This is a genomic window from Winogradskyella wandonensis, assembly GCF_004346845.1.
Classification (GTDB): domain Bacteria; phylum Bacteroidota; class Bacteroidia; order Flavobacteriales; family Flavobacteriaceae; genus Winogradskyella; species Winogradskyella wandonensis.
Map to the genome: position 1 here is coordinate 80,474 of NZ_SMGI01000005.1, position 26,808 is coordinate 107,281.

The following is a 26,808-nucleotide window of genomic DNA, read 5'->3' on the forward strand; positions in this document are numbered from 1 at the left end:
ATGGAACTACATTTAGAAGAATTACTAACAAAAATCACAGATTTTATGAAAACAGAAGCCAACACTGAAACTGTTGTTGGTAAAGAATTTCAATTAGGCGAATTTAAAATTGTACCTGTTATTAAAGTAGGTATGGGATTTGGTTCAGGTGGTGCCGAAGGTTCCGAAACAAAAGGAAAGAAAGGTGAAGGCTTAGGTGCTGGAGCTGGTATGGGTATAGAACCAATTGGCTTTTTAGCTACTAAAGGAGATGAGATATCATTTATTGAAGCAGGTAAGGCGCACGGATTAGCAGCTGCATTTGAAAAAATGCCAGAAGTAATCGAAAAGATAATAGAAAGTAGAAATAGAGAAACTATGACTACTTAACCTAGTTTGGTGAGTTTATTAAGCCGAGTAGATTTAATAATCTACTCGGCTTTTATTATTAATCTAATTGCTTCTTTTTCTCAAGTCGCTCTAGTTTTCTAAAATAAGCTCGAGTTAAAAAATTATGTTTTAAAGCTTCCATATTCTGATTAAACTTATCTGTTCCTTCATTAATGTTCTTAATAGTAGATTTTAAGCTATTAACCAACGATGTATCATTAAGTATATAGTTTACAGCGCCTTCATTAGAGTTAATATTATTAATTAAATCATTAGAATTCTTAAGTAAACTTTCTATTTCTATACTTGAGGCTTCAAGATTGGACACAATATTTTTTAGTTTTCTTCCAGATATCGTATCATTAATCATTTGACCCAAAAGTGTATTCTCATTTGTTTTAATATCTGTAAGAATTGCATTAAGCTCATTAACCGATTCAGTTGCTTTAAAAGATGTTACCTTAAGATTATAAATAGATTGGCTTAAATTTTTAGCTACTAATGTATCGTTTATAAGCATACCTATTGTTCCTTTTCCCTCTATTATAGCATTAGTAATTTTAAGAAGGTCTGAAGCCAAAATCGCAATGTTTTCTGAACTTGAACCCAACGTAGTTAAAATATCATCTGCTCCAATTTTGCTGTACGATTCAATAATATCTCCATTTTCAACAGATGCTTCTGTACCTTTGCCAGGTACAATATTTACTATCATATTACCTACCAAACCATCAGAGCCAATAGTAGCAATAGCGTCTTTTTTAATATGAGAAATTATTTTCTCCTCTATAGTCATATCAACCTTTATAGTTGAATCATTAATCATTGATATGTTTTTTACCGTACCAATATCAATACCTGAATAACGTACATTATTTCCTTTTTGTAGCCCTATCACATTCTGAAAATAAGAGCTTATCGTAAATGTTTTCTTAAACATATCTTGTCGTTGGCCAATAAGATATATTCCGGTTACAAATAAGATAGTACTAATGATTACAAATAAGCCTAGCCGTATTTTTTGGGATTTTGATTGTTTCATCTCTCTAATGTTTAAAAAATGCTTTAATCTTAGGGTCTTTAGAAATAGACAGTTGTGCATAAGCGCCTTCCGCATAATTAATTCCATCTATTAATAAAATCATACGGTCAGAAATCACTCTTGCACAATCAACATCATGCGTAATAATTAGTGAAGACGTTCCATATTTTTTCTGAATTTCCTGCATTAATATTATTATTTCCTTAGCCGTAATTGGGTCTAATCCACTCGTAGGCTCATCGTATAAAATTATTTTGGGCTGTAGAATCAAGGTTCTAGCCAAAGCTACGCGTCGTTTCATACCGCCAGATAATTCAGAAGGCATTAAATCTATAGCTTCAGCTAGTCCAACATTTTCTAAAGCCTTAATAACCAAAGAATTTGTATCTACATTACCATCAAATTTTTCTGAGTGACGTCGCAAAGGAAATTCTAAATTTTCTCTCACCGTCATAGAATCATACAGAGCACTTCCTTGAAATAAAAAGCCAATATCTGCTCTAAGGATATCAAGCGTTTCTTGATTCAAAGTTGTAATATCTTTACCCATTACAGAAATAGAACCTTTATCTGCTTCCATTAAACCTACTAGACACTTAATCATTACAGATTTCCCTGACCCTGATTTCCCCATGATCACTAAGTTTTCACCTTTGTGCAAAGTCATATTAAAACCGTTAAGCACACGATTATCTCCAAAACTCTTGTGTAAATCTTTAATTTGAAGAACTATGTCTTTTTGATTCATAGTATTAGTATGCTTTGATATGTGTTCACCTTCACTCATAAATCATAAAAAATATCGGTTACAAACACAGCAATAAAATCAATAACAAAGAGTAATAAGGACGTAAAAACTACTGCAGAATTAGCTGCTTTACCTACTCCTGCCGTACCTTTTTTACAGTAGTAACCTTTAAAACAACCAACTAAACCAATGGCAAAACCAAAGAAAAAAGACTTTATAGTGGCTGGTATTATATCTCCAAACTCTAATGAATTAAAAACTTGATTAAAGTATAAAGTGAAAGAAACGTTTCCTTTTAAAATTTCTACTAAAAATGAGCCATATAACGCCACTGCATCTCCGATAATTACCAAAAGCGGTAACATTATTGTAGTTGCTACTATTCTTGTAACCACTAAATATTTAAATGGGTTGGTACCTGAAACTTCCATGGCATCGATTTGCTCCGTAACTCGCATAGAACCAAGTTCAGCTCCGATACCAGAGCCTATTCTACCTGCACAAACTAATGCTGTTATCATGGGGCCAATTTCACGCACAATCGAAATGCCAACCATAGATGGCATCCAAGATACTGCCCCAAATTCCATTAAAGTAGGTCTTGTTTGCAGAGTTAAGACAAGTCCAATGATAAAACCTGTAATTATTACTAACAATAAAGAGCGGTTACCCATGCTATAGCATTGACGTAACAGCTCTTTAAACTCAAATGGTGGCTTTACCGACTCCTTAAAGTAGCGTCCTGCAAAATAAGATAGCTCTCCAATTTCTATAAAAAAGGAATCTATTTGCTGTCTTAAGCTTTGGATACTTAGCATTATTTGTGACCATTTTCATCAAATTTATAGGAATATACTTGCTCCAGAAATGATTATAATCATTTAACAAGCAACTAGATAAACAATATCTGAGTACCTTCTTGATCTGCTCTATTATAGAAGTCTCCAATGGTTAAAATACCATCTAAGTCGTCAATAAAATCCTCCTCTTCTAGATGAAACATTTCTACAGCTAGCTTACATGCCCAAAGCTTACATCCAGAATCTGAAAGTATCTCCAAGAATTCTCCTATTGGTGGCATGTCTAGTTTTTCCATTTCTTTTTTCATCATTTTGGTAGCTAATGCCTCTACCCCAGGTAAACCACCCAACATTGTAGGTATGTGCATTGCAGGGTTACCAACTGTTGCAACATGAAGGTGTTCTAGTTTTTTCTTCTGTATGGCTTCTAATCCAAAAAAGGTGAAAAATATCTCTGACTCTATACCTTCCATACGTGCGCCATTAGCCATGACAAAAGCCGCGTAAGCATTCTCAATTGTAGCTTTAGACAGTATAAAAAGCATTTTTTTAACTTTAGTGCTCATGATTTATTAATTTAAGTTTTAGATACAACTTTTAGGTTTTGGAATACCTGCTATTAAAGTAGATTTTTTTAAAGGTCCTCCTGGAAATAGATTATAAAACTCTTTAATGTTTATAACACCACTACGCTTTATACCTCTTATAGATAAAGGTTCTTCTTTGCGATGCTTATCTTGGAGATACTCTATAACTTCCCAATGCTTTTCCGTCATAACAACATTACATTCGCCCGCTATACATTCACAAACTTCTCGGTCCCATTGCTTAAAGTCTATTAAATAGCCTTCTTCATTTACGTCTATTTCTCTATTTGCAATTAACTTTTTCATGATTTCTAAATTTTTGATTCTATATTTATTTTAAACTTACTATTCAAAATTCTTTCCTTTCAGAGACATCTTGGAGGGTACAAATGGTATAGGGATGCCTTTTAAAAGCATATTCCAATAAATCCATCGAAAAGCCAACTTACCCCAATGATTCATACGGTTTTCCTTTAGTAAACTCATCGGACCGATACCTTGAAATGGAAACTTTCCTTCTACTGGCTCATGGTCGTAATTAAAGTCTATGAGTAAGGCTTTATTATTTCCTGTTTCTACAAAACAGTTGGCATGACCATCAAATTCTTCTTTTAAAGGCTTTCCTTCAATATATCTAAGGATGTTTTCTTCAAGTATTTCAGCTTCAAAATGCGCTACAGAGCCTGCTTTTGATGTTGGTAAGTTGGTAGCATCTCCGATGACAAAAATATTTTCATGATTCTTAGACTGTAACGTGGTCTTATGTGTAGGGATAAAATTTAGCTCATCACCTAAACCAGAGCGCTCTATAAGTTCATCACCCATATTTGTAGGTACTGTAACAAGCAAATCATACTCAACTTCAACATCTGCATAGTCAACGATTTTGTTGTTCTTATAATCCACACGCTCTATATTAAAGTCAACCACTTCTTTAATGCCTTTTTCTTCTAATAAATGGTGTAATGCTTTAGTAGCTTTTGGCTTAGTAAATGCACCACTTAGTGGCGTAATATAGGTTATATCTACTTTGTCACGCATCCCTTTTTTTCTAAAATAGGAATCCGCTAAAAATGCAAATTCTAGAGGCGCAACAGGGCATTTTATTGGCATTTCTGTAATATGCACAACAAGTTTTCCGCCTTTCCAATCACGCAGTTTATCTCGTAGAGCTTTAGCGCCTTCATAAGTATAAAAATCAAAAATGGTTTTGTACCAATCCGGCCCAGACATTCCATCAATCTCTTCTGGGGCAGTCTTAGAGCCAGTAGCTACTACGAGTATATCATAGGGCAGTATTTCATCACCTTCTAGTTCTATAGTATTAGCGTCTGGATTGATAAGCTCTATCTGCTTCTGCACATAATTAACACCGCTAGGGATAAACTTTTTACCTTCTTTTTTTACTTGCTTCTCAGTGTAAATATCAAAAGGCAAAAACAAAAATCCTGGCTGATAATAATGCGTTTTGTATTGGTCTATGATGGTAATTTTCCAGTCTTTCTTTGGAAGCTTTTTTACTAAATGATTAGCCATCATTGTACCAGCTGTACCTGCTCCTAATATGATTAAATTTTTCATTGCTAATATTCTTTAAATATGACTAAGCATATGATTTTAACTATGAATAAAGTTACTGTGATACAGCAGAAACTCGCATGACATCTGTCATGTTCTTATGTAGCAAATGTTACATATCGTAACTATATAAAAAACAGTATTTTACGACGGTTTTAAAGACTCATAAACGCAGCAATTTTCATCTATGATAATTGTCATGTATCCCTCATTATTCTGCCCGTAATTTTGTGAATATCACATAGCTCAGACATCGATTTTTTAGAAAAAAAAATAAACAGTCATTCAGCATGATTTTTTTGCTGAATGCCATAAAAACTCTCATCATGAAAACAACTCTTCTTAAATTTTTTGCCTTGTTATTCTCAACGGCTCTATTTTCACAAGCGGGTCATATTATGCAAGGTGTAGGGAATGTGAATATGTCTATGGGTGGAGCAGCTACTGCACAACCTCTAGATATTTCTGGTGCTTTGCATTGGAATCCAGCATCGATATCAACTTTTGACGATAAGATTATACGCTTTGATATTGGATTTTTCTTCTCGTCCCCAGAGTTAAGTGCCAGTTTACCTGAAGGTTTATTATTTCAGGCTGGAGATATGGGGCCAGGTTCACCAGCCTCACCTCCTGTTTTTGGTACTACAAAAGATGATAGAGGTGTTTCTGCTCTACCTGCTTTGGCTATGGTTTGGGGTAAAGAAAATAGTAAGCATACTTTTGGTGCTTCTGCTTTTGGCATTAGTGGATTTGGGGTTACTTTTCCTCAAGAAACCAACTTACCTTTTGACCAAAATGGAATGCCAAACACTAACTGGAATCCAAACAACTCAAACCCTGTGACTTGGCCACAAGCCTTAAGAGGTTTTGGGCATATAGAATCTGAATACATACTCTTACAAATAGGTTTTACGTGGGCATACGAGATTTCAGACAAACTTTCTTTTGGTATACAACCTACATTTAACTATGCAAATCTTGAGTTAATGCCAAATCCTACGGCTAATCCGACTATGGCAGGTTATCCAAGCACAAACAAGGCTAATGCCACAGGTTATGGTGCACAGTTTGGACTATTTTATGACTCTGGAAAAGGATTTAAGGCAGGTGCATCTTATAAGACAACACAAACATTTAGCGATTTTGAATTTGACAACACCTACTTAGATAATTCTACAGGTACTAACTCCTTTAATATGGATTACCCTTCAATATTATCCTTTGGGCTCGGATATTCTACTGATAAGTTTGACTTTGCTTTAGATTATCGTTTAGTGGATTATGAAAACACTGATGGGTTTTCAGAAACAGGGTGGACACAAACGGGTTCTGTAGCTGGCTTTGGTTGGGAGAATATTTCCATTATCTCTGCTGGTCTACAATACAAAGGCTTTAATAAGTTACCATTGCGTATGGGTTATACATACAGTTCTAACCCCATTAATAGTGATGTAGCTTTTTTCAATATTCCCGCTACAGCAGTTATTAAAAACGCCTTCCAACTTGGTTTAAGTTATCAACTTTCTGATAGACTTTCGTTAGATAGCACATTCCATTATGGGTTTAGTGGAGACGCTACTGAGGGACAAATATTAGACCCTATGCAAGTTTCTCCTACAAATCCGCTTGGTGCTATTCCTGGCACATCTGTCTCTTATGATATGAAGACATCTATGATTATGGTTGGTGTGAACTATATATTTAATAAAAAGGCTGATGAATAGTATGTTGTGTTGTATTATTTAAAATTCATCCTTTTGCACAAATGTGCCAATCTAATTTTCAAAATTTGGGTTGTCACATTTGTTTAATCGATATTTATAAATGAAATCCCTAAAACAGCTAAAATTTATGGTAGCTTAAGGGAAAAGGGTAATTTAGATTTCTAATAAAAAAGAAAAAACCGTAACATTTGTTACGGTTTTTTTTGCGGAGAAAGAGGGATTCGAACCCCCGGAGGTGTGACCCTCAACAGTTTTCAAGACTGCCGCATTCGACCACTCTGCCATTTCTCCTTGAGTGCCTCATCAAGGTATTCCCTTGAATGCGGGTGCAAATATAAAATCCTTTTTGCGTTAGCCAAAGGTTTTTTTCTAATTTTTTTATCTAATTAATTTCTTTTTTAAAAAATTCGTAGCTTTTCTCAAAGCATTGTATTTTCGGCACAATAAATGCTTATTAAAGCGTTATAATCAAAATCTTTTTACATGAAGCATTTACTTCTTTTTGTAATATCCTTAATTTCTTTTTTTGGATACTCCCAGAACAATACCATTGCATTTGGAGAAAAACTGGTGTTTACCGCATCTTACAACATGTCTGGACTATTAACTGATATCGCTGAGGTTAAAATGGAGACAAGTAAGATAAGTACATCTTCCAGTACGCTTATGCGACTTAAATGTACAGCTGCAACTTACAGTAATTTTGATAGTTTTTTTAAAGTAAGAGATTTGTACGAGAGTTATGTTAGCCCAAAAAGTTTAACACCTTACCTATATAAGAGAGATATAAACGAAGGTGGCTATTATAAATTTATGCAATATAAATATCGTAGAAAAGCAAAGAGTGTAGAAAGCATCAAGAAAAAAAGAAGAAGCGACGGCACTATTTGGGAAGAAAAAAAACAAATTAGTATCGGTAGCAATACAAAAGATTTAGTAGCAACGCTATACACACTACGCAACTTAGATATACACAAAGCTAATGTTGGTGATGCATCTAGCTTTAAAGTGCTGTTTGATAACCAGGAATCTACTGTTGTGTTTAAATATTTAGGAAAAGAAACCATTTCAACAGCTATTGGTAGAAAAGAATGCTATAAAATTGCAATTAGCCTTCGAGACTCTGATGTACTTAAAGGAAATAATTCTAATATAATTTGGCTTACTGCAGATGCTAATAAAGTACCTGTTTTTGCCAAGTTTAAAATTCCTGTCGGTAACGGTGAATTAAAAATTAAATCGGCAACTGGGCTTAAAAACTAATATCATGAAAAACGTATTTGTCATATTCGGTTTTATTTCTTCAATACTAGCGGTTATTCTTTCTATAACGCCGCTTTATAAATTAGCCTTATTCCCCGTAATTATAGCATTTTTGTGTGGTTTAGGCTTAGTTTTCTTGTCACGTAAAAAGCAAATAAAGACCAAAGCTATTCAATATATATTCTTGCTAAGTATCATCGCTCTATCTTTCACTATATACAAAAGTATATTTCAAAAAGCTGAAGTTGGTAATACCGAAGAATTAGAAAAACGTGATGAATCTTCTGAAGAGGAAGCCATAAAAGAATTAGAGGATATCGAAATAGACATCTAATTTTCTTACAAAAGTTTTATTTTTCTCTTATTTTTGAAGCCTAATCTTTAGAAAATGAGAATACTAGTAGCATCTCTCCTTCTTTTAGTAGGTACATGTTCTAATAAAAGGCATAGCGAGAGAGTCAGTGACTTAAAAGCATCTATCGAATTTAACGATAAATCTAGTGTAGAAACTTATTTAAATACCATCACAGAAAATGACTTAGAGCGTCATCTAGTTGAAATAGCTTCTGACAAATACGGCGGAAGAATGACAGGCGAAGATGGCCACAATCAAATCTGCGATTATATAAGGTCTCACTATCAAAATTTAGAGCTCGAAGCGCCAGTAGCATATCAAGATTATTACCAAAGAATTCCTGCTGTCTTTTTACCTGAAAATCTTAAAGATTCGCAAAATGTTATTGCCTTTATAGAAGGCTCAGAATTTCCAGAAGAGTACATTATCATTTCTGCACATTCAGATCATTTAGGCATAGAATATGGAGAAATTTTTAATGGTGCCGACGATAATGGTTCTGGGACATCTGCAATTCTAGAAATAGCAGAAGCTTTTAAATTAGCAGAGAAAAACGGCGTTAGACCAAGAAGAAGTATTGTTTTTCTGCACGTCACAGCCGAAGAACATGGACTAATTGGTTCTCGTTTCTACACGGAAAATCCAGCGTTTCCTTTAGAATTTACCGTAGCAAATCTTAATATGGACATGATTGGACGCGTAGACGAAAAGCATCTAAATAACCCTGATTACGTCTATTTAATAGGCTCTGATAGAATAAGTACCGAACTCGATTATATTGTAAGAAAGGCTAATGACGAGTTTGCCAAGCTTGAATTAGATTATAAATACAATGACCGAAACGATTCTAACAGATATTACAATCGCTCTGACCATTATAATTTTGCTTTAAAGAACATTCCTGTTATTTTCTTTTTTAATGGAGAACATAGCGATTATCATAAAGCTAGTGATACCATAGATAAAATTAATTTTAATGTTTTAAAGAAAAGAACACAACTTATCTTTGCAACAGCATGGTATATCGCAAACTCTGATAATGCGCCATCTAAAGAAATTCTTTAATGTTAAAATGTGTTAAACAGTTTATAGAGAATTAGGTTTATCGTTTAATGCATTAATTTTAAGCACATATTTTTAATACAAGACATATAATTAAACTTTGAAATGAAAAAAACAATATTTGCCTTAAGTATTGCTGCAACGCTTGTTTCCTGTGGTAGTGGAAAAAATAGCAGCTCTATCACACCGAAAAAAGAAGCTAATCCTGTAGATTATGCACAAACCATTACTCAAGACGAGTTAAAAGACATGTTATATACTTATGCTTCAGATGAGTTCGAAGGTAGAAATACAGGCGAAAAAGGTCAGAAAATGGCTGTAGAATATCTGAAAAACCAATATTTATCTATGGGCATCGCGTCTCCATATTCTGGTGACGATTACTTTCAAGAAGTTCCTCTAGAAAAACAGAGCGTTTCAAAAGCAGAACTAAGTGTAAATGGTAAAAATTTCGACGCGTTTAAAAATCATATTGTTCTTGTACTTTCAAAAAGTCTAGATGTAAATGCTTCAGAAATTGTTTATGTTGGATATGGTATTGATTCAGAAAACTATTCGGATTACAAGGATATCGACGTAAAAGGAAAAATCGTTCTAGCAAAAGCAGGAGAACCAAAAGACACTAACGGTAATTATGTAACTTCTGGTAAACCAGAAGATACTAAGTGGACAAACGGCCGCCAATCTTTATCGAGTAAAAGAAACGCTGCTAGTGATAATGGTGCAAAAGCGCTACTTTACTTAGACAATGATTTATTTTCTAGATATGCACCATTTTACCAAAGACAGGCAGAAAGCGGGTTTTCGGGTAGATTATCACTTAAAACAGGTTCAGAAGATTTTGCTTTTATTATGATTAATGACGAACTGGCGAAAGCGTTACTACCTACTATTGAAAATGATAACACCTCAAAATCAATAAATACAGATTTAGTATTAAAGTCTGAAAGAGTTGCCGAAGAGGTTATGTCGGAAAATGTGGTTGCTTTTATCAAAGGTTCCGAAAAACCGGATGAAATTGTTGTGCTCTCTGCGCATTTAGATCACGAGGGTATTAAAAACGGTGAGGTTTATAATGGAGCTGATGATGACGGTTCTGGTACTATAGCTATTTTAGAAATTGCCGAAGCGTTCCAACAAGCCGTTAAAGATGGTTACCAACCAAAACGCTCAATATTATTTTTACATGTTACTGGAGAAGAAAAAGGACTTTTAGGTTCTAGATATTATACGGATATCGACCCTATATTTCCACTAGAAAATACAGTGGCAGATTTAAATATAGATATGATAGGACGTACGGACCCAAAACGTAAAGAAGGCGACAGAAACTATGTTTATCTCATTGGTAGCGATAAATTAAGTACAGAATTACACAACCTGTCAGAAGAGGTTAATAAAAAGTATACGAATATAGAACTAGATTATACGTATAACGACGAAAACGATCCCAACCGCTATTACTACCGCTCAGACCATTATAACTTTGCTAAAAATAATGTTCCTGTAATCTTCTATTTTAACGGTACTCACGACGATTATCATAGACCTAGTGATACACCAGATAAAATTGAATACGATTTATTAGAAAACCGATCGCGATTAGTATTCTATACGGCATGGGAATTAGCTAACAGAGAAAATCGAGTGGTTGTGGATAAGGCTGAAGAAAACTAAGAATGAATTAAAATTCTTAAAATCAATAAATAAGCCTTCTAATATATCTTGGAAGGCTTATTTATTTTAAAATTACTTTAAAAAACCTTTTGCAAAAAAATAGAATTAAATTACATTTGCACTCCTAATCAAAAATGGTGGTTGTAGCTCAGTTGGTTAGAGCGCTGGTTTGTGGTACCAGATGTCGTGGGTTCGAGTCCCATCTTCCACCCCAAGACGATTGACATAGTCAATGTCTTGGTGCTGACCGAAGCGTCAGTACCAATAATTACTAACCTACCCTGACGGGTAGGTTTTCTTTTTTTTATGATAAATAATGGATTATTACGTTTATATTATTTATTCAGAGTCGAAAGACACCTATTACAAAGGCATAACTAATAACTCTAAAAGAAGGTTATACGAGCATAATTCAAAATCTAACTCAGGATATACAAAATCTGGAAAGCCATGGGTTGAAACTTTAGTCATTAAGAAACCAAATAAGGATAAAGCGTACTTACTTGAAAAAAAATTAAAAAACCTTAATAGAAAAAGGCTTGAAGATTTTATAGAAAAATGAAAATTATTTTAAATCAAATAAACTATCTACAGCCGCATAACGCTCTGTTGTAAATCCTTCTGCATATTCTACACCTATAAGTCTTCCTAAGTTTCTAGCTCTATACGCTATACTATCTGTAAAATTTTTACTGGATATTGGTGTTTCTGGTTCGCTGCTCTTTGGATTGTAAAATTGCGTTTTATAAGCCAAAACGGCTTCCATTTTTTTATCCATAAAACCAGAGACATCCACTACAAAATCTGGCTTAATGTCTTTCCACTGGATATAATGATAAACTACCTTTGGCCTCCAATTGTCTTGAATAACGGCATCTAGCTCAGTTTCAATCTTAACTAACCCACTTAAAAAACAAGCATCACTAACAAGTTTACTACCTTTTCCGTGATCTATGTGCCTGTCTTCAATTGCGTTGCAAAGCACAATTTCTGGTCGATACTTACGAATCATTTTTATGATTTCTATCTGGTGCTTTTCATCATTAACAAAAAAACCATCTGCAAATCCTAAATTTTCTCTAACGGCAATTCCTAGTATTTTAGCGGAATTCGTCGCTTCCTCATCTCTGGTTTGTTCTGTGCCTCGCGTACCTAATTCGCCTCGAGTTAAATCTATAATTCCAACGCTCTTACCGTTTTCAACTTCTTTGGCAAGAACAGCCCCACAACCTAATTCCACATCATCAGGATGTGCGCCAAAAGCTAATATGTCTAGTTTCATTAATTATATTTTCAATAAGAAATCGATTAATTTTTATAAAAAACTATGGTTTTTTTATCGATTTAACCAAAGTTCATTGTCAAAAGTATTAAAAAGAATAGAGATAACAGGTTTCTTTTTATTACGCAAACGGTTTCGCTTAACAAAATGATGATTTTATCTATCCAATTCTACATAAAATTGAAAACTTCGTAATTCAATCCTATCATGACATTCGTCATAATAATTAGGTGCTATAGCCTGTAATTTTATACCATAATTAAAAGGTTTCCTCCTATGAGCTTAATGCTAATAATTTTATCTATTACAATCCTACTTTTCATATGGGGAAAATTTACACCAGATATTATTGCACTCTTGTCTATGCTAAGTCTTTTCCTATTCGGGATTCTAGACTTAAATGAGACGTTGAGCGGTTTTAGTAATCCTACAGTAATTATGATTGCCGCTCTTTTTATTATTGGAGAAGGCTTGTCTCAAACCGGTTGGACAGCTTTAGCTGGAGAAAAATTTATGCAACTAGCAGGAAAAAGTATTACGCGTCTGCTGGTTATAACTAGTTTGGGTGCTGGCGTTCTGTCTGGTATCGTAAGTAATACAGGTACTGTGGCTACACTAATGCCAGTGACTATTTCTTCTGCTTGGAGTATTGGCACATTACCATCAAAATTACTAATGCCAATTGCTTTTGGTTCTAATACTGGTGGTCTTTTAACCTTAACAGGTACACCACCAAATATTATTGTAAATAACACGATGATAGATAGCGGGCTAGAGGGTTTTTCTTTCTTTGAGTTTGGATTAATTGGTCTTCCGTTACTTATTATAGCGCTACTCTATTTTAGATATATTGGGTATAAACTATTACCAAGCAACAAAACAAACAATAAACCCGTTGATATTAGCTCAACACTACACAAGTGGATAGAAGCCTACAAAGTCGATGACAACTATTACAGGCTAAGAGTTCGTTCTGTGTCGCCTCTACTAAATACAAAAATCGGAGATTGGGATTTCGAAAAAGAGCATCGTGTTGCTATCATCAGGATTAAAAGAAGACATCCAAATTTCTTAAAAGGTAATGAGGCATTTATTGAGTTTCCGACCAATTCTACAGAGTTTCTCTATCATGATATTATTACTGTAAAAGGCGATACTGAGGCTATTAATGCGCTAATGATAAAATTTAGACTTGGCCTACTACCACTTGAACCTATTGAAGAAGAATTAAAAACAAATCTTATCAACCAAGAAGTTGGTATGGCCGAGATATTGGTAACTCCAAAATCTGTTTTAGTTGGCCGAAAGATTAAACTAGGGAATTTCTTTCAACGTTTTGGTGTACAACTAATGGCAGCTTCTAGAAATAATAAACCTTTTACAGAGCGTGAAATAACTGTAAAAGCAGGTGATGCTTATCTTGTTAGAGGTATCTGGAGTGACATAGAACAGTTAAAAGAACATCACGAAAATTTAGTGATTTGTGGTAGCCCAGAAGGTATAGCAAAAACAGTAACGCAACTGTCTATAAAATCATACATCGCGTTATTCGCGTTGGTGCTTATGATTACCTTATTAGTATTTAAAATTGTTCCTGGTGCAGTTGCCGCATTAATTTCTGCCGGAATAGTATTAATCTCTGGTAGCGTGCCAATTGCCAAAGCTTATAAAGGTATAAGTTGGATAAGCGTGGTGATGATTGCCGCTATGATACCTATGGGTATCGCATTACAAAAAACAGGTACAGCCCAATTAATTGCAAGTGGTCTGGTTAAAACACTCGGTAGCTTTCATCCAGTGGCATTACTCGCAGGAGTTTTTCTACTGACTACAACGTTTAGCCAAGTGATTAATAACTCGGCAACCGCAGTACTTATGGCACCAATTGTTTTAATAGCTGCTAAAACCCTAAATCTATCTGCAGCACCATTTATGATTGCTGTTGCCATAAGTGCATCTACAGCATTTTTAACACCTGTAGGCACTACAACAAATGCTATGGTAATGACAGCTGGCGGATACAAATTCCAAGACTATTTAAAAGTAGGTGCGCCTTTGCTTCTACTATTTCTAATAACAACGCTATTACTAGTGCCATTGATTTGGCCATTTTAAATAAAGACAATAAAAATAATTTACTCATGGAAACATTATTAAAACAACCGATTATGAAAACAAGAGACCTTACCAAGTATGGACTGAAAGACACCAATGCCCATTGGAATCTTTCACCCGAAGAGCTACAAGCCATTACTATTGCAAAAGGAATGGGAAGAGAAACTGCTAATGGGACATTGGCTATAAATACAGGAAAATTTACTGGACGCTCACCACAGGACCGTTTTCTAGTAAAAGACGATTATACGACAGACCGCGTTTGGTGGGGAAAAACAAATAAAGGTATTTCTCCTGAAAACTTCGATTATTTACAATCTGAAATCGAAAATTACCTAAGCGGAAAAGAAATCTATGTAAGAGACGGCTACGTATGTGCTGACCCAGCTTACAAAATGAATGTAAGAACTATAACAGAATACCCATGGTCTAATATGTTTATTTACAACATGTTTTTAAGACCTACTGCGGAAGAATTAGAAAATTTTGAAGAAGAATGGTTAGTCCTTTGCGCTCCAGGATATGTATGCGAAGAACCATCAAAATACGGTCTTAGACAAGGTAACTTTTCTATCTTAAACTTTACTAAAAAGATAGCATTAGTTGGAGGCTCTGCATATACAGGTGAAATGAAAAAAGGTATTTTCTCTGCATTAAACATGATTCTTCCTGTAGATAAAAATGTCTTACCAATGCACTGTTCTGCTAATGTTGGCGAGGATGGCGATACTGCCATTTTCTTTGGACTTTCTGGAACAGGAAAAACAACACTTTCTGCAGACCCAGACCGTAAACTAATCGGAGATGACGAGCATGGTTGGACCGCAGAAAACCGCATTTTTAATTTTGAAGGTGGATGTTACGCAAAAGTTATTGACCTTACTGAAGAGAAAGAACCAGACATCTACAGAGCTATTAAACCTGGTGCTATTCTAGAAAATGTTGTTTTTAAAGACAACAATGAAGTTGATTATTTTGACAGTAGTATCACTCAAAATACACGCGTTAGCTACCCTATTTATCATATTGATAATATTCAGCAGCCATCTTACGCAGACAATCCTAAAAACATCTTCTTTTTAACTTGTGATGCTTTTGGTGTATTGCCTCCAGTTTCAAAATTAACTCCTGGCCAAGCCGCCTACCATTTTATTTCTGGTTATACAGCTAAAGTCGCAGGTACAGAGGCAGGAATCACAGAGCCTGTACCTTCTTTCTCAGCATGTTTTGGTGAGCCTTTTATGCCATTGCATCCAACCAAATATGCAGAGATGCTAAGCAAAAAAATGCAAGAAGCTGGCGTTAATGTGTGGTTATTAAATACAGGCTGGAGTGGCGGTCCTTACGGCGTTGGCTCTCGTATAAAACTTAAGTACACAAGAGCTATGATTACAGCTATTTTAGAAGGCGAACTAGATAATGTTGAATTTGAACAACATCCAATCTTTGGATTATTTATGCCAAAGTATTGTCCTAATGTTCCAACAGAAATGTTAGACCCAATGAATACTTGGTTACAAAAAGGCGCTTATATTAGTAAGGCTATTCAGTTAGCACACTCTTTCCACTTAAATTTTGAAAAATTTGCAAGTGAGGCGTCAGAACAAATTATCGAAGGCGGTCCACTAATTGATGAGCATCATCACTTAACCGACCACGTTTAATAATTCCATGATTTGGAGAGCCCATTTCTGGGCTCTCTTTTCATTTTATTTATTTATGAAAGTTACCCTATCCTTAAGCCTTTTCTTATTCTCAACTTTTTTAATAGCCCAAAATCCTTCAGAAGATTATTTAGGTTCTTGGTACACCTACGGCAGCAATCACAGACTTAGCGAAAGATTTAGTTTAAGTCCTTACGGGGAATTGCGCTTCTATGAGCCTTCTTCCAACTACAATCTTGCTTTTTTCTCTCTGCGAGGTAGTTACCATTTTAAGAACAATCAATCCGTAGGTTTGGGATACGCGTACTTGGATATTGATACCGTTTTTGAATTTGATAACGAGCCCAATGTTCATGAAAACCGAATATTCGAGAATTACTCGGTACAAAAAACATTCGGAAAATTTTTGCTTACACACCGAGCACAATTAGAACAACGTCTTTTAGATTTTAAAGATAGAAACGAAATTCAGAATAGATTAAGATATCGCATTGGCTTGAAATATGTTTTGAATAGCACTTTTTCTGTAAAAATAACTGAAGAACCTTTTATCAATTTTCAAGACCAAGTATTTCATGAAAACAGATTTTATGCTGGTTTAGATATAAAAATATTGAAACACTCTCAACTTCAAATAGGCTATCTAAAACAACATATTAGAAAAAATAACCTAAATAGAATACAAGTTGGTGTAAGTATAAAAACTGACCATAGAAAGCCTAAGCATTTAACAGCTGTTCTATAGCTTGATTAATATCTGCTTTTAAGTCTTTAGCATTTTCTATTCCAACAGAGAAGCGTATCAATTGGTCACTAATTCCAACTGCCTTTCGTTCTTCTTCAGTTAATAAGGCATGCGAAGTTAAGTGCGGTGATATCATTGTACTCTCCACACCTGCTAAACTCATTGATGATTTAATGAGCTTTAAAGCCTTCTGAAACTTGTATGAGTCTAAATCTTCACTTAATTCAAAAGACAACATAGCACCATAACCTTGCATTTGTGCTTTGGCCAATTTATGTTCTGGATGCGATTTTAAACCTGGGTAATAAACTTTGGAGATTTTGGGATGTTTATGTAACCATTTTGCCAATTTCATCGCATTTTTGGTTTGCGCTTTTACACGCAAGCCCAAAGTTTTCATGCTGCGCTCTAGCATCCAAACCGTCATATCACTAAGGCTTCCGCCTAAATTTTTGGAGACATTCCAAATGCGCTCCATATTCGCTTTGGAACTGGCTACAGCACCAGCACAAATATCACTATGTCCTCCGAAGTATTTTGTTGCAGAATGCATTACCATGTCAACTCCAAAGTCTATTGGTTTTTGATTTACAGGAGATGCAAACGTATTGTCAATAGAAGTTAAAATCCCTTTAGTCTTAGCTAGTTGCGTAATGTCTCTTATATCTGTTATAGTTAACAATGGATTAGAAGGCGTTTCAATATGAATTAGTTTTGTATTTTCTTGAATAGCTGCTTCAAAATCTCTTGCTTTAAAACCATTAGTAAATGTATATTCTATACCATACTTTGGAAACTCTTCCTTTATAAAATTAACCGTTCCGCCATATAACGTATTCTGCACCACCAAATGATCACCTTTTTGAAGAAAAGCCAAAAACATGTGACTTATGGCCGCCATACCAGAACCAAAAATCATGGCCGATTCTGCACCTTCTAATGCTGCTATCTTTTTAGATAAATACTCTTGGTTTGGCGTATTAAAATACCGTGGATAGCGCTTGACATCGACATCCAGAAATTCGTAAGACGAACTTAAATACATTGGAGATACAGCGCCTTTAAACTGTTCGTCCTTAACTTCACCAACATGGGTGCAAATGGTATTTACACCTAATTTATCTTTTGACATAGCTTAATTATTAACTCGCATAAAAATAATGAAAACTAGATAAAGCTTCTTTAAACTTTAATAGATTTCCAATACCCTTTTTTAAACCAAACTATGCCTATAATCACGATTAAAACCTCAGCTAATGTTATAGCCATAAACACACCCAAAGGACCAAGGTTAAAAGTTAGTGCCATTAAGTACGCAAAGGGTAATTGAAATAGCCAAAAGCATATAAAGTTAATCCATGTTGGCGTCTTAGTATCTCCTGCACCATTAAAAGCATTAATTACCACCATACCGTATCCATAAAAGACATAACCAGCAGCAATAATTCTTAGACATAACGCACCATTCTTTACAACTTCTGATTCTTGAGAGAATAGTTGTATAATCTGAGGTGCAAATAATAAGTAAACAATGGAAACTATACCCATAAAAATAGCACTATACTTTCCAGTTTTCCAAACGGATTGTTCTGCACGTTCAGGTTTTTGAGCACCTAAATTCTGACCAACTAAGGTCGCTGCTGCATTACTCATACCCCAAGCAGGCATTAACGTAAACATCATAACACGAATAGCTATAGTATAACCTGCTAAAACTTCACTCCCAAACTCACTCATAATACGCATTAAAAACACCCAAGACGACGTTCCTATTAAAAACTGCCCAATACCTCCGAGTGAAACTTTTATAAGATTAAACATCACGGCAACTCTTATGACCAAATCTTTTAGTCCAACCTTAATACGACTCCAACCATAAAACAATACAAAAAGCTGAAAAACAACTGCTGTACCTCTTCCTATGGTTGTGGCTATTGCAGCGCCTTTAACACCGTATGCTGGAATTGGGCCAAATCCAAAAATAAATAATGGGTCCAAAATAATATTAAGACCATTTGAAACTATTAAAGCCCACATGGCTACCGAGGCATCACCTGCACCTCTAAATATGGCATTAATTAGAAAAAGTAACATAATGGTTACGTTTCCGCCCATGAGTATCTGCGTGTAGCCATAACCTTCTTCAATAAGGTCGGCTTCGCCACCCATTAGACTCAGAATCTCTTTAGGATATATAATACCTATGACGCTAATAAAAGCGGCTACAACAACACCCAAGAATATGACTTGCACCGCGGCTTGTGAGGCGCCTTCTTTGTCTTTTTCACCAATTCTTCGTGCAACTATGGCTGTGGCTGCCATACTCAGTCCAATAGCCACAGCATAAACCAGTGTAATTACAGACTCCGTTAAACCAATTGTAGCCACTGCATTAACACTAACTTTTGAAACATAGAAAATATCTACAATGGCGAAGATAGATTCCATCAACATTTCTAAAATCATAGGTATTGATAGCATAAAAACTGCACGACGGATACTACCTGTTGTAAAATCTTGCTCCTTCCCGGAGACAGCGATTTTTAAATTTTTAAAAAATTGTTTTATTGAAATTTTATTGGATTGCATAATATTGAACTGTATAATAAACTTAGCATTCTAGAGTATAGAATACTTTAAACCGCTGAAGTCTTAGCGATAATTTTTCTTTTCCGAAGTGGGCTTATGCAATCATAATGTCACAAATATGCACATTATTTTTTAAATAGAAAGAAAATATAACATACTGGTTAGAAATAGTATGGTCCAAAGACATGTTCTATACCAATTGTAATTTACCAGCTTTTTACAAACGTTATTCACAGGTTTATTGTTGTCTATACTTTGATGTAGCGGCACAAAAACGAGAAATGTTAAAAGCCAAAGTGTGACAATTATACCTAAGCTTAAAATACTGTACCAATTTTGAACTTGGTATAAATGTATTATTCCCAAAATGAGTTGACTAAACATTAATGGTAACACGATTATGGTAACTCGCTTTGTATAAATGCGATGCCATAACAATAAATTAGATTGAGAATAGTATGCAAAACTTGGATAGATTACCAATTGTACTGCCCAAATAAGTACCAGGAAACCAGCATCAACTAATAATCGGACTAACTCTAAACTCATACCTTATTTGTTTTTCTTACTGACCAAGCCCATAGAATGAGCAAAGGATGAATTAGAACTAACCTCACCCAAGCTACCCAAAGCGGTACGCATAGCGACTCAGACATACAACCGCCTTCGGTTATAAAATAGATGTGAGAAGGTATAAAAGCGATGAGCATTAAAATAATACCTTTTACGGCTAACAACCTTGTCTTTTGGATGGCAACACCAATAGCTAAAATAATCTCAACAAAACCACTGAGGTAATTTATAAGCTCAGGAAATGGTAAATAATCTGGAATTAATGGATAGTAGAATTCAGGATTTATAAAATGATAAATTCCAGCAAAAGCATAAAAAGTAATTAGTAAAACACGAAGAACTATAATCACGATAATTTCCATTTATAATCTGTATGGACTTTCTTCAGAATTAAAAAGAAAGGTATCCACCAGATAAAATCGTTTGTAATTAGTGTGTATATAAATTCAAAAGGGACATCTCCTTTTAAGTAATTAAAAATAAAACCTAAAGGACCAAAAATTTTACCTAAAAAACCAACAGCTACAATTGGCCAATGCGTCATAGGGTTATAAGATGCCCACCAATAACCTAAGCCATAAACACCAATAACCATACCCATACCTTGCCAAACCATAGGATGATTTAGCGGTTGCATGCCTACCAAATTAAAAAAATGATTAGGGAATAAAACGACCCAAGCTCCCCATAAAATATTGTAAATAGCTGCTAAGCGAAGTGTTAATCTCATAACTGTAATTTTATGTAAAATTAAGACTTGCTATTAGTCAAATTAAAGCATTTAACTAATCTTTACCAATGTTGTTATAAGCTCTTATAATTATAATAGCCCAAAGCGCCACTAATGCAGAAACAATAATGGAAAACCAAAATACGATATCATCTGCCTCCATTATTAATGATTTTAAGGTAAATCATTACACCAAGTAAAGTCGGAGCCCAGAGACCTACAAAAATACCGTGTAATCTATCACCAGTTAAAAATAAGTACTCTGCGACAATAATTATGACTGCACATAACGCTAACATAAGAAAGTTGGCAGTCCCTAATTTTTTGAAGTAATTCATCTAAAAGGTTGGTTTAACGGTAACAAGTTACACAAAATAGAATTTGATTGTATACAATCTGCTATAAAATTTATGCTATTAATAATGAGCTTTATATTTACGATAAGCAAAAAATGAAATAACCGCAATAATAAATAGGGTGATTGCTATAAACTGAAAACTAATAATTTGGTCTCCACTTGCATAAGCATGGAGTCCCGAAAGGTAAAAGTTAACACCAAAATATGTCATTAAAATACTTCCGAAAGTTAAAACTGAAAGTACATTATATAGCCATTTACTTCGTAAACCTGGAATTAAGCGCATGTGTATTACAAAAGCATAAAGCATAATACTAATTAATGCCCAGGTTTCTTTTGGGTCCCAACCCCAATAACGTCCCCAACTTTCGTTTGCCCACATGCCGCCAAGGAAGTTTCCTATAGTAAGCATAACCAAACCTACCGTTAGAGCCAATTCATTTATAATAGTAATTTCTTTGATATTGATTTTAATTCGCTCTTTGTTCTCATTATTAGTCATTATCATTAAGAATAAAGCCACAAGACCTAAAATCATTCCTATAGCAAAAGGACCATAACTTGCTACGATTACAGATACATGAATCATCAGCCAATAACCTTGTAATACAGGTTGAAGATTACCAATAGCTGGGTCCATCCAATTCCAATGGGCTACCATTAAAATTACGGATACAACAAAAGCAGACGCAGCTATCGTTAATCTACTTTTTCTACCAAATAATAATCCAAACAACATCGTTGCCCAAGACACATAAATCATAGATTCATAAGCGTCACTCCAAGGTGCATGTCCTGATAAATACCAACGTGCTATTAATCCTCCTATATGAAGAACAAATAAAAATATAATGATACCAACTAAGATTTTAACTGCAATTTCTAGAGCCTTACTCCTATGCTTCAATATTTGCCATATTAGCAAGATAAAAAGTAAGGTGCTAGCGTACACGTACCAGCTAAAAAGCCGTTTGAAAATATCATATTTATTATAAGCGATTTCTGTTTCTACTTTAGCGTCAGAAAGCATAACTTCACTGCCGTATTTTTTCTGTGTGGATTTAAAATCCTCTAAAAGTCTGTTGGCATTGGTAAAATCGTTTTTCTGCTTTGCAGCGTTCAACGTCATTAAATAATAACTAAATCCGTTTCTAATAAAATTACCGTAAAGCGAATCTGTTTCTTTTATCTCTTTATTAAAACGCCCAGATTTATACTCGAAAGGCGAAATCCAAGTATTATTTTCGTCGTTAGGAACAGGAAATATTTTAAGAGAACGTCCCTCAATAATGCCTGATAGTAAGCTAAGACGCTCATAAGCCATCTTTATTTCTTTTTGCGAACCGTTTGGTATGGCAGCGCTAAAGGCTTCCTCTAGATAAGGGTCTAGTTTATTTGTTCCGTTTGGATTAATAAAATCCAATAAACTCACATATTTTTCTGATGCCCCAACACCTATAATACTTCTAACCGTATCTGCCTTTCTTGGTGTAAGATAAATTACAGGCATATTATACCAAAGCTGCGGACTTTCCTGTATTGATAAGAAAATCTGAGTTGCGCTAAAGTCTTCATAAGTATCTTTTTTACTGAGCTTTCTTAAAACCTCAGACGCAAAGGTGTGCATAGGCATCATACGACCGCTAACATCTTGTATCACCATTTTTGCAAACTTATCTGCATGTTCTTGTGGTGTTATATTAGCTCTTAAAATAGAATCAAGCAGCGCTTTCTGAGGTCGTTCAATAGCAGCTCCATGGTCGTGACCATCATCAGCCGAATGCTCTTGCGAAAAGCTAAACAGACCAAAGCTTAAAAATAGAACTGTTAGGAGTTTAGCCTTTTTCTTTTTTAACTTTTCGAGTTGCTTTCGTAAATCATCAAAACGGGTATGCTTGGCAAACATAATGGCTAATAACCCAAAATAAAGTAACAGATATCCGGCATAAGTAATGTAGGTTCCCCACATATCATGATTTACGGATAAGATAGTTCCTTTTTCATCTGGGTCATAACCTGATTGAAAAAAACGGTAACCACCATAATCTAGAACATGATTCATGTAGATTCTGTAATCAAAATCGCCTTTATCTTCATCAAAAACAGTGACTTTACTTTCAAAGGATTTAGGAACATTCTGGGTACCTGGATATTTTTCTGCTATAAAATCGTTTAGTTTTATTGAAAATGGCAAATCTATAATTTTGGAACCATAAAGTAGTTCGATATCTAAACCACCAACATTTATGTTTTCAAAACCATTATAAGACCCTTGTCCGCCTAATAAACCAATTTCTTTTGTTTCTCCATTGGCAGTAATATCTAAAACCACACCATCTTCATCGTTCTTGAGAATTTTAGATTTTTTTACAACGCCAAACTTTCCTTTCACCACAGGTTTAGGGAATACGATTTGCATATTTTCTATAACATAGCGAGAACGTAAGGCCAAAGGTTGCAGACTATCCTTAACCAATTTGCCTTGGGTCATAGTTGCCATGGTTAAATACTCGCCATCGTAAGGTGATTGTATAAACAGTCCTTCGTTAGTATTTGTAATGTTTATAGCTCCTTCTTGAAATCTATTAAGTGTAAAGAGAATATTATGAATGTTTTCAATCTCACCTTCTTTCAAGAAATGATTATGAGGTTTTCCGTTACCCGCTTCAACGATTTTAAGATAGGCCTCGCCATTTTCATCTGGAATAATATCTTTTTCGGCACCAACTATAAACTCCTTTAATGCAATGGTAACTTCTGTATCGCCATAATCATACGTTTTATTAAAATCGTTATCTAATCTTGGCGAAAAATCAACTTCTTCTTCTATATTTCTTTGCTGAAATTGCCCATTAACCTGATAGTCTCCCACGATGCGTCCCTTGATGTAAGTTTTAAGCGAAAGCATTTGGCTTGCGGTTTCACCTTCACGAATTGGCATTGCACCCTCGTAGCCAATATAGCGTGTTACGGCTGCACCAAGAATAATAAGTATCCATGACAGATGTAAGATTAAAGTTGCCCATTTTTCTTTTCGCCATAATCGGTATCTGCCAATATTTCCAATAAAGTTAATAAGAAAAAAGACCATGATTGCCTCGAACCACCAAGCATTATAGATAAGCTGCCTAGTGTAAGGTGTTGGAGAGGTTTCCATATTACGGTCTAAAATGGTTCCTACTGCCATAGCAACAGCAAAAACAATAAATAAAACACCTGTAAGTCTTGTTGAAAATAGGAAATTAGCGATTTTCTTTTGCATAGCGTTTGGCTTATTTTAAGCTCGTGCAAAGATACAGTTTTTCACTTGTTTTATATAGTCTAAAACTATCCAAAACGATGTTAAATTTCTTTCAATTATTTTGAAGCATTCAAAGTCTTTAAAATTTTGTTCTGCTCCTCCATTAATTCTGTTAATTGACTTAATAATTCAATGTCCTTGGGCGTGCTTACGGACGTATCGTTAGAGTCTTGTGCTTTCCGTTTTAATCGATTCATTGCTTTTATAACCACAAAAACAGTAAAGCCGATAATTAAAAAATCTAAAAAGACCTCTGCAAGTTTGCCGTAGGCAATTGCAACCTCGTCTACATTCGTAGCGGCTTCTCTAAGAATAAATTTCTGATTTTCTAAATTTACATCTTCCGATAATAGTGATAACGGTGGCAACAACACTTGTTTTGCTAAAACATCGATAACTTTATTAAATGCAGCACCAATGATAATACCTATGGCCATATCCATCATATTCCCTTTTACTGCAAATTCTTTAAACTCTTTTAGTAACTTCATTTTCTTGTTTTTTTAATAGTACAAAATAAATTCTTTTAATATCCAATTAGAATAAGTTTCAAGTTTTGTCATGCTATAATTCTTAGTATTTTAGCAATATGATTTCAGTTGTGTTAATTGGCGCTGGTAATGTCGCTTCGCATTTATATAACGCATTTTTTAATGCCGAGACAGTAGTTGTAAAACAATGGTACAATCGTACGTTTGAAGCTGTTAAATCATTTCAAAATGACACAGAAGTTATCGACGATATTTCTGAGTTAAAAGAAGCTGACGTGTATATCCTAGCTGTTTCTGATGATGCTATTGTAAATGTTTCTAAATCTTTTCCTTTTGATAATCGGTTTGTAGTACACACATCAGGTAGTGTTGGTTTACATGACTTAGACAAAAGGCAAAAACGCGGCGTTTTTTATCCGCTTCAAAGTTTTTCTAAAGATGCCACCATGGATTTTGTAAATGTTCCTATTTGCATAGAGACAGAAGACAAATCTAACCTACAATTGCTAAAAGATTTGGCAGAAGCTATTGGTAGTAAACATTATAAAATATCGACTGAACAAAGACAAACACTTCATCTTTCTGCGGTTTTTGTAAATAATTTTACCAATCAGCTATACAGAATTGCTCACGAAATTAGTGATGCAAAAAGTATTAACTTCGATATACTAAAACCTCTTATCTTGGAAACAGCTAAAAAGGTACAAGACATGTCGCCTTTTAAAGCGCAAACTGGACCCGCAAAGCGCAACGATAAGAAAACATTAAAAAGACATTTAAAATTAATTGAAAAGGAAGAGCATCGTGATATCTATGAATTATTAACCAAATCCATTCAGAAAACACACGGCACTTCGAAAAGCTCAGTGACCAAAAACCATTTTAGAATTAAAAATAAATCCTAAGTATGAGCGATAAAAGCTACAAAGAGTACCTTAACGATATTACCACGTTTATTTTCGATGTTGATGGTGTACTTACCGATGGAACGGTAACTGTAACAACAGATGGCGAAATGCTTAGAACCATGAATATAAAAGACGGATACGCTTTAAAAACTGCGGTGGATAGAGGTTATAACGTTTGTATAATTTCTGGAGGCTCTAATGAAGGTGTTAGAAAACGATTAGAGGGCTTAGGTATTACAGATATTTACCTTGGCGCACAAAACAAAATAGAACAACTAGAAGATTACTTTAATAAAAAGAATATTAAGTATTCGCAAACCCTTTATATGGGAGATGACATCCCAGATTATCCTGTAATGAAATTAGCTGTGCTGCCTTGTTGTCCACAAGATGCTGTGCCAGAAATAAAAAATATTTCTAAATATATCTCTCATAAAAATGGTGGCAAAGGCGCGGCTAGAGATGTTATTGAACAAGTTTTAAAAGTTCAAGGCCAATGGTTTGGAAACTTTAATGCAAAACACGATTAATAATGGCTAGAGGAAGAAGACATAGCACAGGATTTGGCTATATAGGTTTTGGAAACAGTCAAGCGACTTTTAACCAAAATTCTAAGAAACCCTTTTCTTCTTATAAAGAGAAACTAGACCTTGAGGCACATTTGCATTACAAAATGGACTTTCTTCATAAAGATTTAAGCAAAAGTGACAAACAAAAAATTAAGGATAAAATTAGAAAACAAGAACGAATCGCGAACCAACGTACAGCTATTGTTACAGTAATATTATTTAGTGGTCTGGCCTATTCTGTTTATCACCTTATCGAACAAATAATGTCGCGTTAATCT

The 26,808-nt window shown here is 34.6% G+C and carries 28 protein-coding genes and 2 tRNA genes; 14 read left to right on the forward strand and 16 right to left on the reverse strand.

Annotated features, from left to right (window positions below; genetic code table 11):
• The gene (locus tag DFQ05_RS12620; protein WP_073087150.1) at positions 1 to 369 is read left to right on the forward strand and encodes a GerW family sporulation protein; all 369 of its coding nucleotides are present in this window, start codon (positions 1 to 3) and stop codon (positions 367 to 369) included.
• Between the two features lie 58 nt (positions 370 to 427).
• Here the strand turns inward: DFQ05_RS12620 and DFQ05_RS12625 are convergent, their stop codons facing one another.
• The 6 genes from DFQ05_RS12625 to sqr form a co-directional block, all read right to left on the reverse strand.
• Positions 428 to 1,411, reverse strand: coding sequence for an MlaD family protein (locus DFQ05_RS12625; RefSeq protein WP_132705859.1), 984 nt, complete (start codon positions 1,409 to 1,411; stop codon positions 428 to 430).
• A gap of 4 nt (positions 1,412 to 1,415) precedes the next feature.
• On the reverse strand, positions 1,416 to 2,159 hold the full coding sequence (locus tag DFQ05_RS12630) for an ABC transporter ATP-binding protein (protein ID WP_132705861.1): 744 nt from the start codon (positions 2,157 to 2,159) through the stop codon (positions 1,416 to 1,418).
• Between the two features lie 35 nt (positions 2,160 to 2,194).
• A complete protein-coding gene (locus tag DFQ05_RS12635) occupies positions 2,195 to 2,977 on the reverse strand; it encodes an MlaE family ABC transporter permease (protein ID WP_132705863.1) in 783 nt (260 codons plus the stop codon).
• Positions 2,978 to 3,051: 74 nt separating this feature from the next.
• The gene (locus tag DFQ05_RS12640) at positions 3,052 to 3,525 is read right to left on the reverse strand and encodes a DsrE/DsrF/DrsH-like family protein (RefSeq protein ID WP_132705865.1); all 474 of its coding nucleotides are present in this window, start codon (positions 3,523 to 3,525) and stop codon (positions 3,052 to 3,054) included.
• Between the two features lie 18 nt (positions 3,526 to 3,543).
• Positions 3,544 to 3,852, reverse strand: coding sequence for a TusE/DsrC/DsvC family sulfur relay protein (locus tag DFQ05_RS12645; protein ID WP_073087158.1), 309 nt, complete (start codon positions 3,850 to 3,852; stop codon positions 3,544 to 3,546).
• A gap of 39 nt (positions 3,853 to 3,891) precedes the next feature.
• Positions 3,892 to 5,127: a type III sulfide quinone reductase, selenoprotein subtype gene (gene sqr / locus DFQ05_RS12650; protein WP_132705867.1), complete on the reverse strand. Its 1,236-nt coding sequence runs from the start codon at positions 5,125 to 5,127 to the stop codon at positions 3,892 to 3,894.
• Between the two features lie 323 nt (positions 5,128 to 5,450).
• Here sqr and DFQ05_RS12655 point away from each other — a divergent pair, with 323 nt between their 5' ends.
• Complete coding sequence (locus DFQ05_RS12655; protein WP_132705869.1) at positions 5,451 to 6,848, forward strand: OmpP1/FadL family transporter; 1,398 nt, start codon at positions 5,451 to 5,453, stop codon at positions 6,846 to 6,848.
• 206 nt (positions 6,849 to 7,054) lie between these two features.
• On the opposite strand, the gene DFQ05_RS12660 is transcribed toward DFQ05_RS12655, so the two are convergent.
• A tRNA-Ser gene (locus DFQ05_RS12660) sits at positions 7,055 to 7,139 on the reverse strand.
• 192 nt (positions 7,140 to 7,331) lie between these two features.
• Between DFQ05_RS12660 and DFQ05_RS12665 the strand changes: the two genes are divergently transcribed.
• The 6 genes from DFQ05_RS12665 (at position 7,332) to DFQ05_RS12690 (ending at position 11,767) form a co-directional block, all read left to right on the forward strand.
• Positions 7,332 to 8,111, forward strand: coding sequence for a DUF3108 domain-containing protein (locus DFQ05_RS12665; protein ID WP_132705871.1), 780 nt, complete (start codon positions 7,332 to 7,334; stop codon positions 8,109 to 8,111).
• 4 nt (positions 8,112 to 8,115) lie between these two features.
• Entirely contained in the window at positions 8,116 to 8,445 is a 330-nt protein-coding gene (locus DFQ05_RS12670; RefSeq protein ID WP_132705873.1) for an FUSC family protein, read from the forward strand.
• 54 nt (positions 8,446 to 8,499) lie between these two features.
• Complete coding sequence (locus DFQ05_RS12675; protein WP_132705875.1) at positions 8,500 to 9,531, forward strand: M28 family metallopeptidase; 1,032 nt, start codon at positions 8,500 to 8,502, stop codon at positions 9,529 to 9,531.
• Between the two features lie 102 nt (positions 9,532 to 9,633).
• Positions 9,634 to 11,205, forward strand: coding sequence for a M28 family peptidase (locus DFQ05_RS12680; protein WP_132705877.1), 1,572 nt, complete (start codon positions 9,634 to 9,636; stop codon positions 11,203 to 11,205).
• A 137-nt stretch (positions 11,206 to 11,342) separates the two neighbouring features.
• Positions 11,343 to 11,419, forward strand: a tRNA-His gene (locus DFQ05_RS12685).
• Positions 11,420 to 11,521: 102 nt separating this feature from the next.
• Positions 11,522 to 11,767: a GIY-YIG nuclease family protein gene (locus DFQ05_RS12690; protein ID WP_132705879.1), complete on the forward strand. Its 246-nt coding sequence runs from the start codon at positions 11,522 to 11,524 to the stop codon at positions 11,765 to 11,767.
• Between the two features lie 3 nt (positions 11,768 to 11,770).
• On the opposite strand, the gene bshB1 is transcribed toward DFQ05_RS12690, so the two are convergent.
• Positions 11,771 to 12,487 (reverse strand): bacillithiol biosynthesis deacetylase BshB1, encoded by a 717-nt coding sequence (bshB1, locus tag DFQ05_RS12695; RefSeq protein WP_132705881.1) that lies wholly within the window; start codon positions 12,485 to 12,487, stop codon positions 11,771 to 11,773.
• A 276-nt stretch (positions 12,488 to 12,763) separates the two neighbouring features.
• Here bshB1 and DFQ05_RS12700 point away from each other — a divergent pair, with 276 nt between their 5' ends.
• Genes DFQ05_RS12700 through DFQ05_RS12710 form a run of 3 tightly spaced genes read left to right on the forward strand, consistent with a single transcriptional unit; the run spans position 12,764 to position 17,011 of the window.
• Positions 12,764 to 14,602: an SLC13 family permease gene (locus DFQ05_RS12700; RefSeq protein WP_132705883.1), complete on the forward strand. Its 1,839-nt coding sequence runs from the start codon at positions 12,764 to 12,766 to the stop codon at positions 14,600 to 14,602.
• Positions 14,603 to 14,655: 53 nt separating this feature from the next.
• Positions 14,656 to 16,266 (forward strand): phosphoenolpyruvate carboxykinase (ATP), encoded by a 1,611-nt coding sequence (pckA, locus tag DFQ05_RS12705; protein ID WP_241974270.1) that lies wholly within the window; start codon positions 14,656 to 14,658, stop codon positions 16,264 to 16,266.
• Positions 16,267 to 16,321: 55 nt separating this feature from the next.
• The gene (locus DFQ05_RS12710) at positions 16,322 to 17,011 is read left to right on the forward strand and encodes a DUF2490 domain-containing protein (RefSeq protein WP_158281919.1); all 690 of its coding nucleotides are present in this window, start codon (positions 16,322 to 16,324) and stop codon (positions 17,009 to 17,011) included.
• Here DFQ05_RS12710 and DFQ05_RS12715 read toward each other — a convergent pair.
• From DFQ05_RS12715 to mscL, 8 genes are all read right to left on the reverse strand, one after another.
• Positions 16,986 to 18,143, reverse strand: coding sequence for a trans-sulfuration enzyme family protein (locus DFQ05_RS12715; protein ID WP_132705889.1), 1,158 nt, complete (start codon positions 18,141 to 18,143; stop codon positions 16,986 to 16,988). The two genes, DFQ05_RS12710 and DFQ05_RS12715, sit on opposite strands and share 26 nt — an antisense overlap.
• A gap of 50 nt (positions 18,144 to 18,193) precedes the next feature.
• Positions 18,194 to 19,600, reverse strand: coding sequence for an MATE family efflux transporter (locus DFQ05_RS12720; protein WP_132705891.1), 1,407 nt, complete (start codon positions 19,598 to 19,600; stop codon positions 18,194 to 18,196).
• 132 nt (positions 19,601 to 19,732) lie between these two features.
• The gene (locus DFQ05_RS12725) at positions 19,733 to 20,149 is read right to left on the reverse strand and encodes a hypothetical protein (RefSeq protein ID WP_132705892.1); all 417 of its coding nucleotides are present in this window, start codon (positions 20,147 to 20,149) and stop codon (positions 19,733 to 19,735) included.
• Positions 20,146 to 20,535 (reverse strand): DoxX family protein, encoded by a 390-nt coding sequence (locus tag DFQ05_RS12730; protein WP_132705894.1) that lies wholly within the window; start codon positions 20,533 to 20,535, stop codon positions 20,146 to 20,148. Before DFQ05_RS12730 ends, DFQ05_RS12725 begins: the two co-directional genes overlap by 4 nt.
• Positions 20,520 to 20,903, reverse strand: a complete 384-nt coding sequence (locus DFQ05_RS12735) for an alkyl hydroperoxide reductase (protein WP_132705896.1) — start codon at positions 20,901 to 20,903, stop codon at positions 20,520 to 20,522. The genes DFQ05_RS12730 and DFQ05_RS12735 overlap by 16 nt, the downstream gene beginning before the upstream one ends.
• Positions 20,904 to 21,052: 149 nt before the next feature.
• Positions 21,053 to 21,241 (reverse strand): hypothetical protein, encoded by a 189-nt coding sequence (locus DFQ05_RS12740; RefSeq protein ID WP_132705898.1) that lies wholly within the window; start codon positions 21,239 to 21,241, stop codon positions 21,053 to 21,055.
• 78 nt (positions 21,242 to 21,319) lie between these two features.
• Positions 21,320 to 24,523 carry a cytochrome c biogenesis protein CcsA gene (locus DFQ05_RS12745; RefSeq protein ID WP_132705900.1) on the reverse strand — a complete coding sequence of 1,068 codons (3,204 nt, stop codon included), beginning with the start codon at positions 24,521 to 24,523 and terminating at the stop codon, positions 21,320 to 21,322.
• A 95-nt stretch (positions 24,524 to 24,618) separates the two neighbouring features.
• Positions 24,619 to 25,053: a large conductance mechanosensitive channel protein MscL gene (gene mscL, locus DFQ05_RS12750; RefSeq protein WP_132705902.1), complete on the reverse strand. Its 435-nt coding sequence runs from the start codon at positions 25,051 to 25,053 to the stop codon at positions 24,619 to 24,621.
• 98 nt (positions 25,054 to 25,151) lie between these two features.
• On the opposite strand from mscL, the gene DFQ05_RS12755 reads away from it, so the two are divergent.
• The 3 genes from DFQ05_RS12755 to DFQ05_RS12765 are packed head-to-tail and all read left to right on the forward strand — an operon-like array spanning position 25,152 to position 26,805.
• Positions 25,152 to 25,958 carry a Rossmann-like and DUF2520 domain-containing protein gene (locus DFQ05_RS12755; protein ID WP_132705903.1) on the forward strand — a complete coding sequence of 269 codons (807 nt, stop codon included), beginning with the start codon at positions 25,152 to 25,154 and terminating at the stop codon, positions 25,956 to 25,958.
• A gap of 2 nt (positions 25,959 to 25,960) precedes the next feature.
• Positions 25,961 to 26,491: a KdsC family phosphatase gene (locus tag DFQ05_RS12760; RefSeq protein ID WP_132705905.1), complete on the forward strand. Its 531-nt coding sequence runs from the start codon at positions 25,961 to 25,963 to the stop codon at positions 26,489 to 26,491.
• A gap of 2 nt (positions 26,492 to 26,493) precedes the next feature.
• Positions 26,494 to 26,805: a hypothetical protein gene (locus tag DFQ05_RS12765; protein ID WP_132705907.1), complete on the forward strand. Its 312-nt coding sequence runs from the start codon at positions 26,494 to 26,496 to the stop codon at positions 26,803 to 26,805.
• Positions 26,806 to 26,808: the final 3 nt, after the last annotated feature.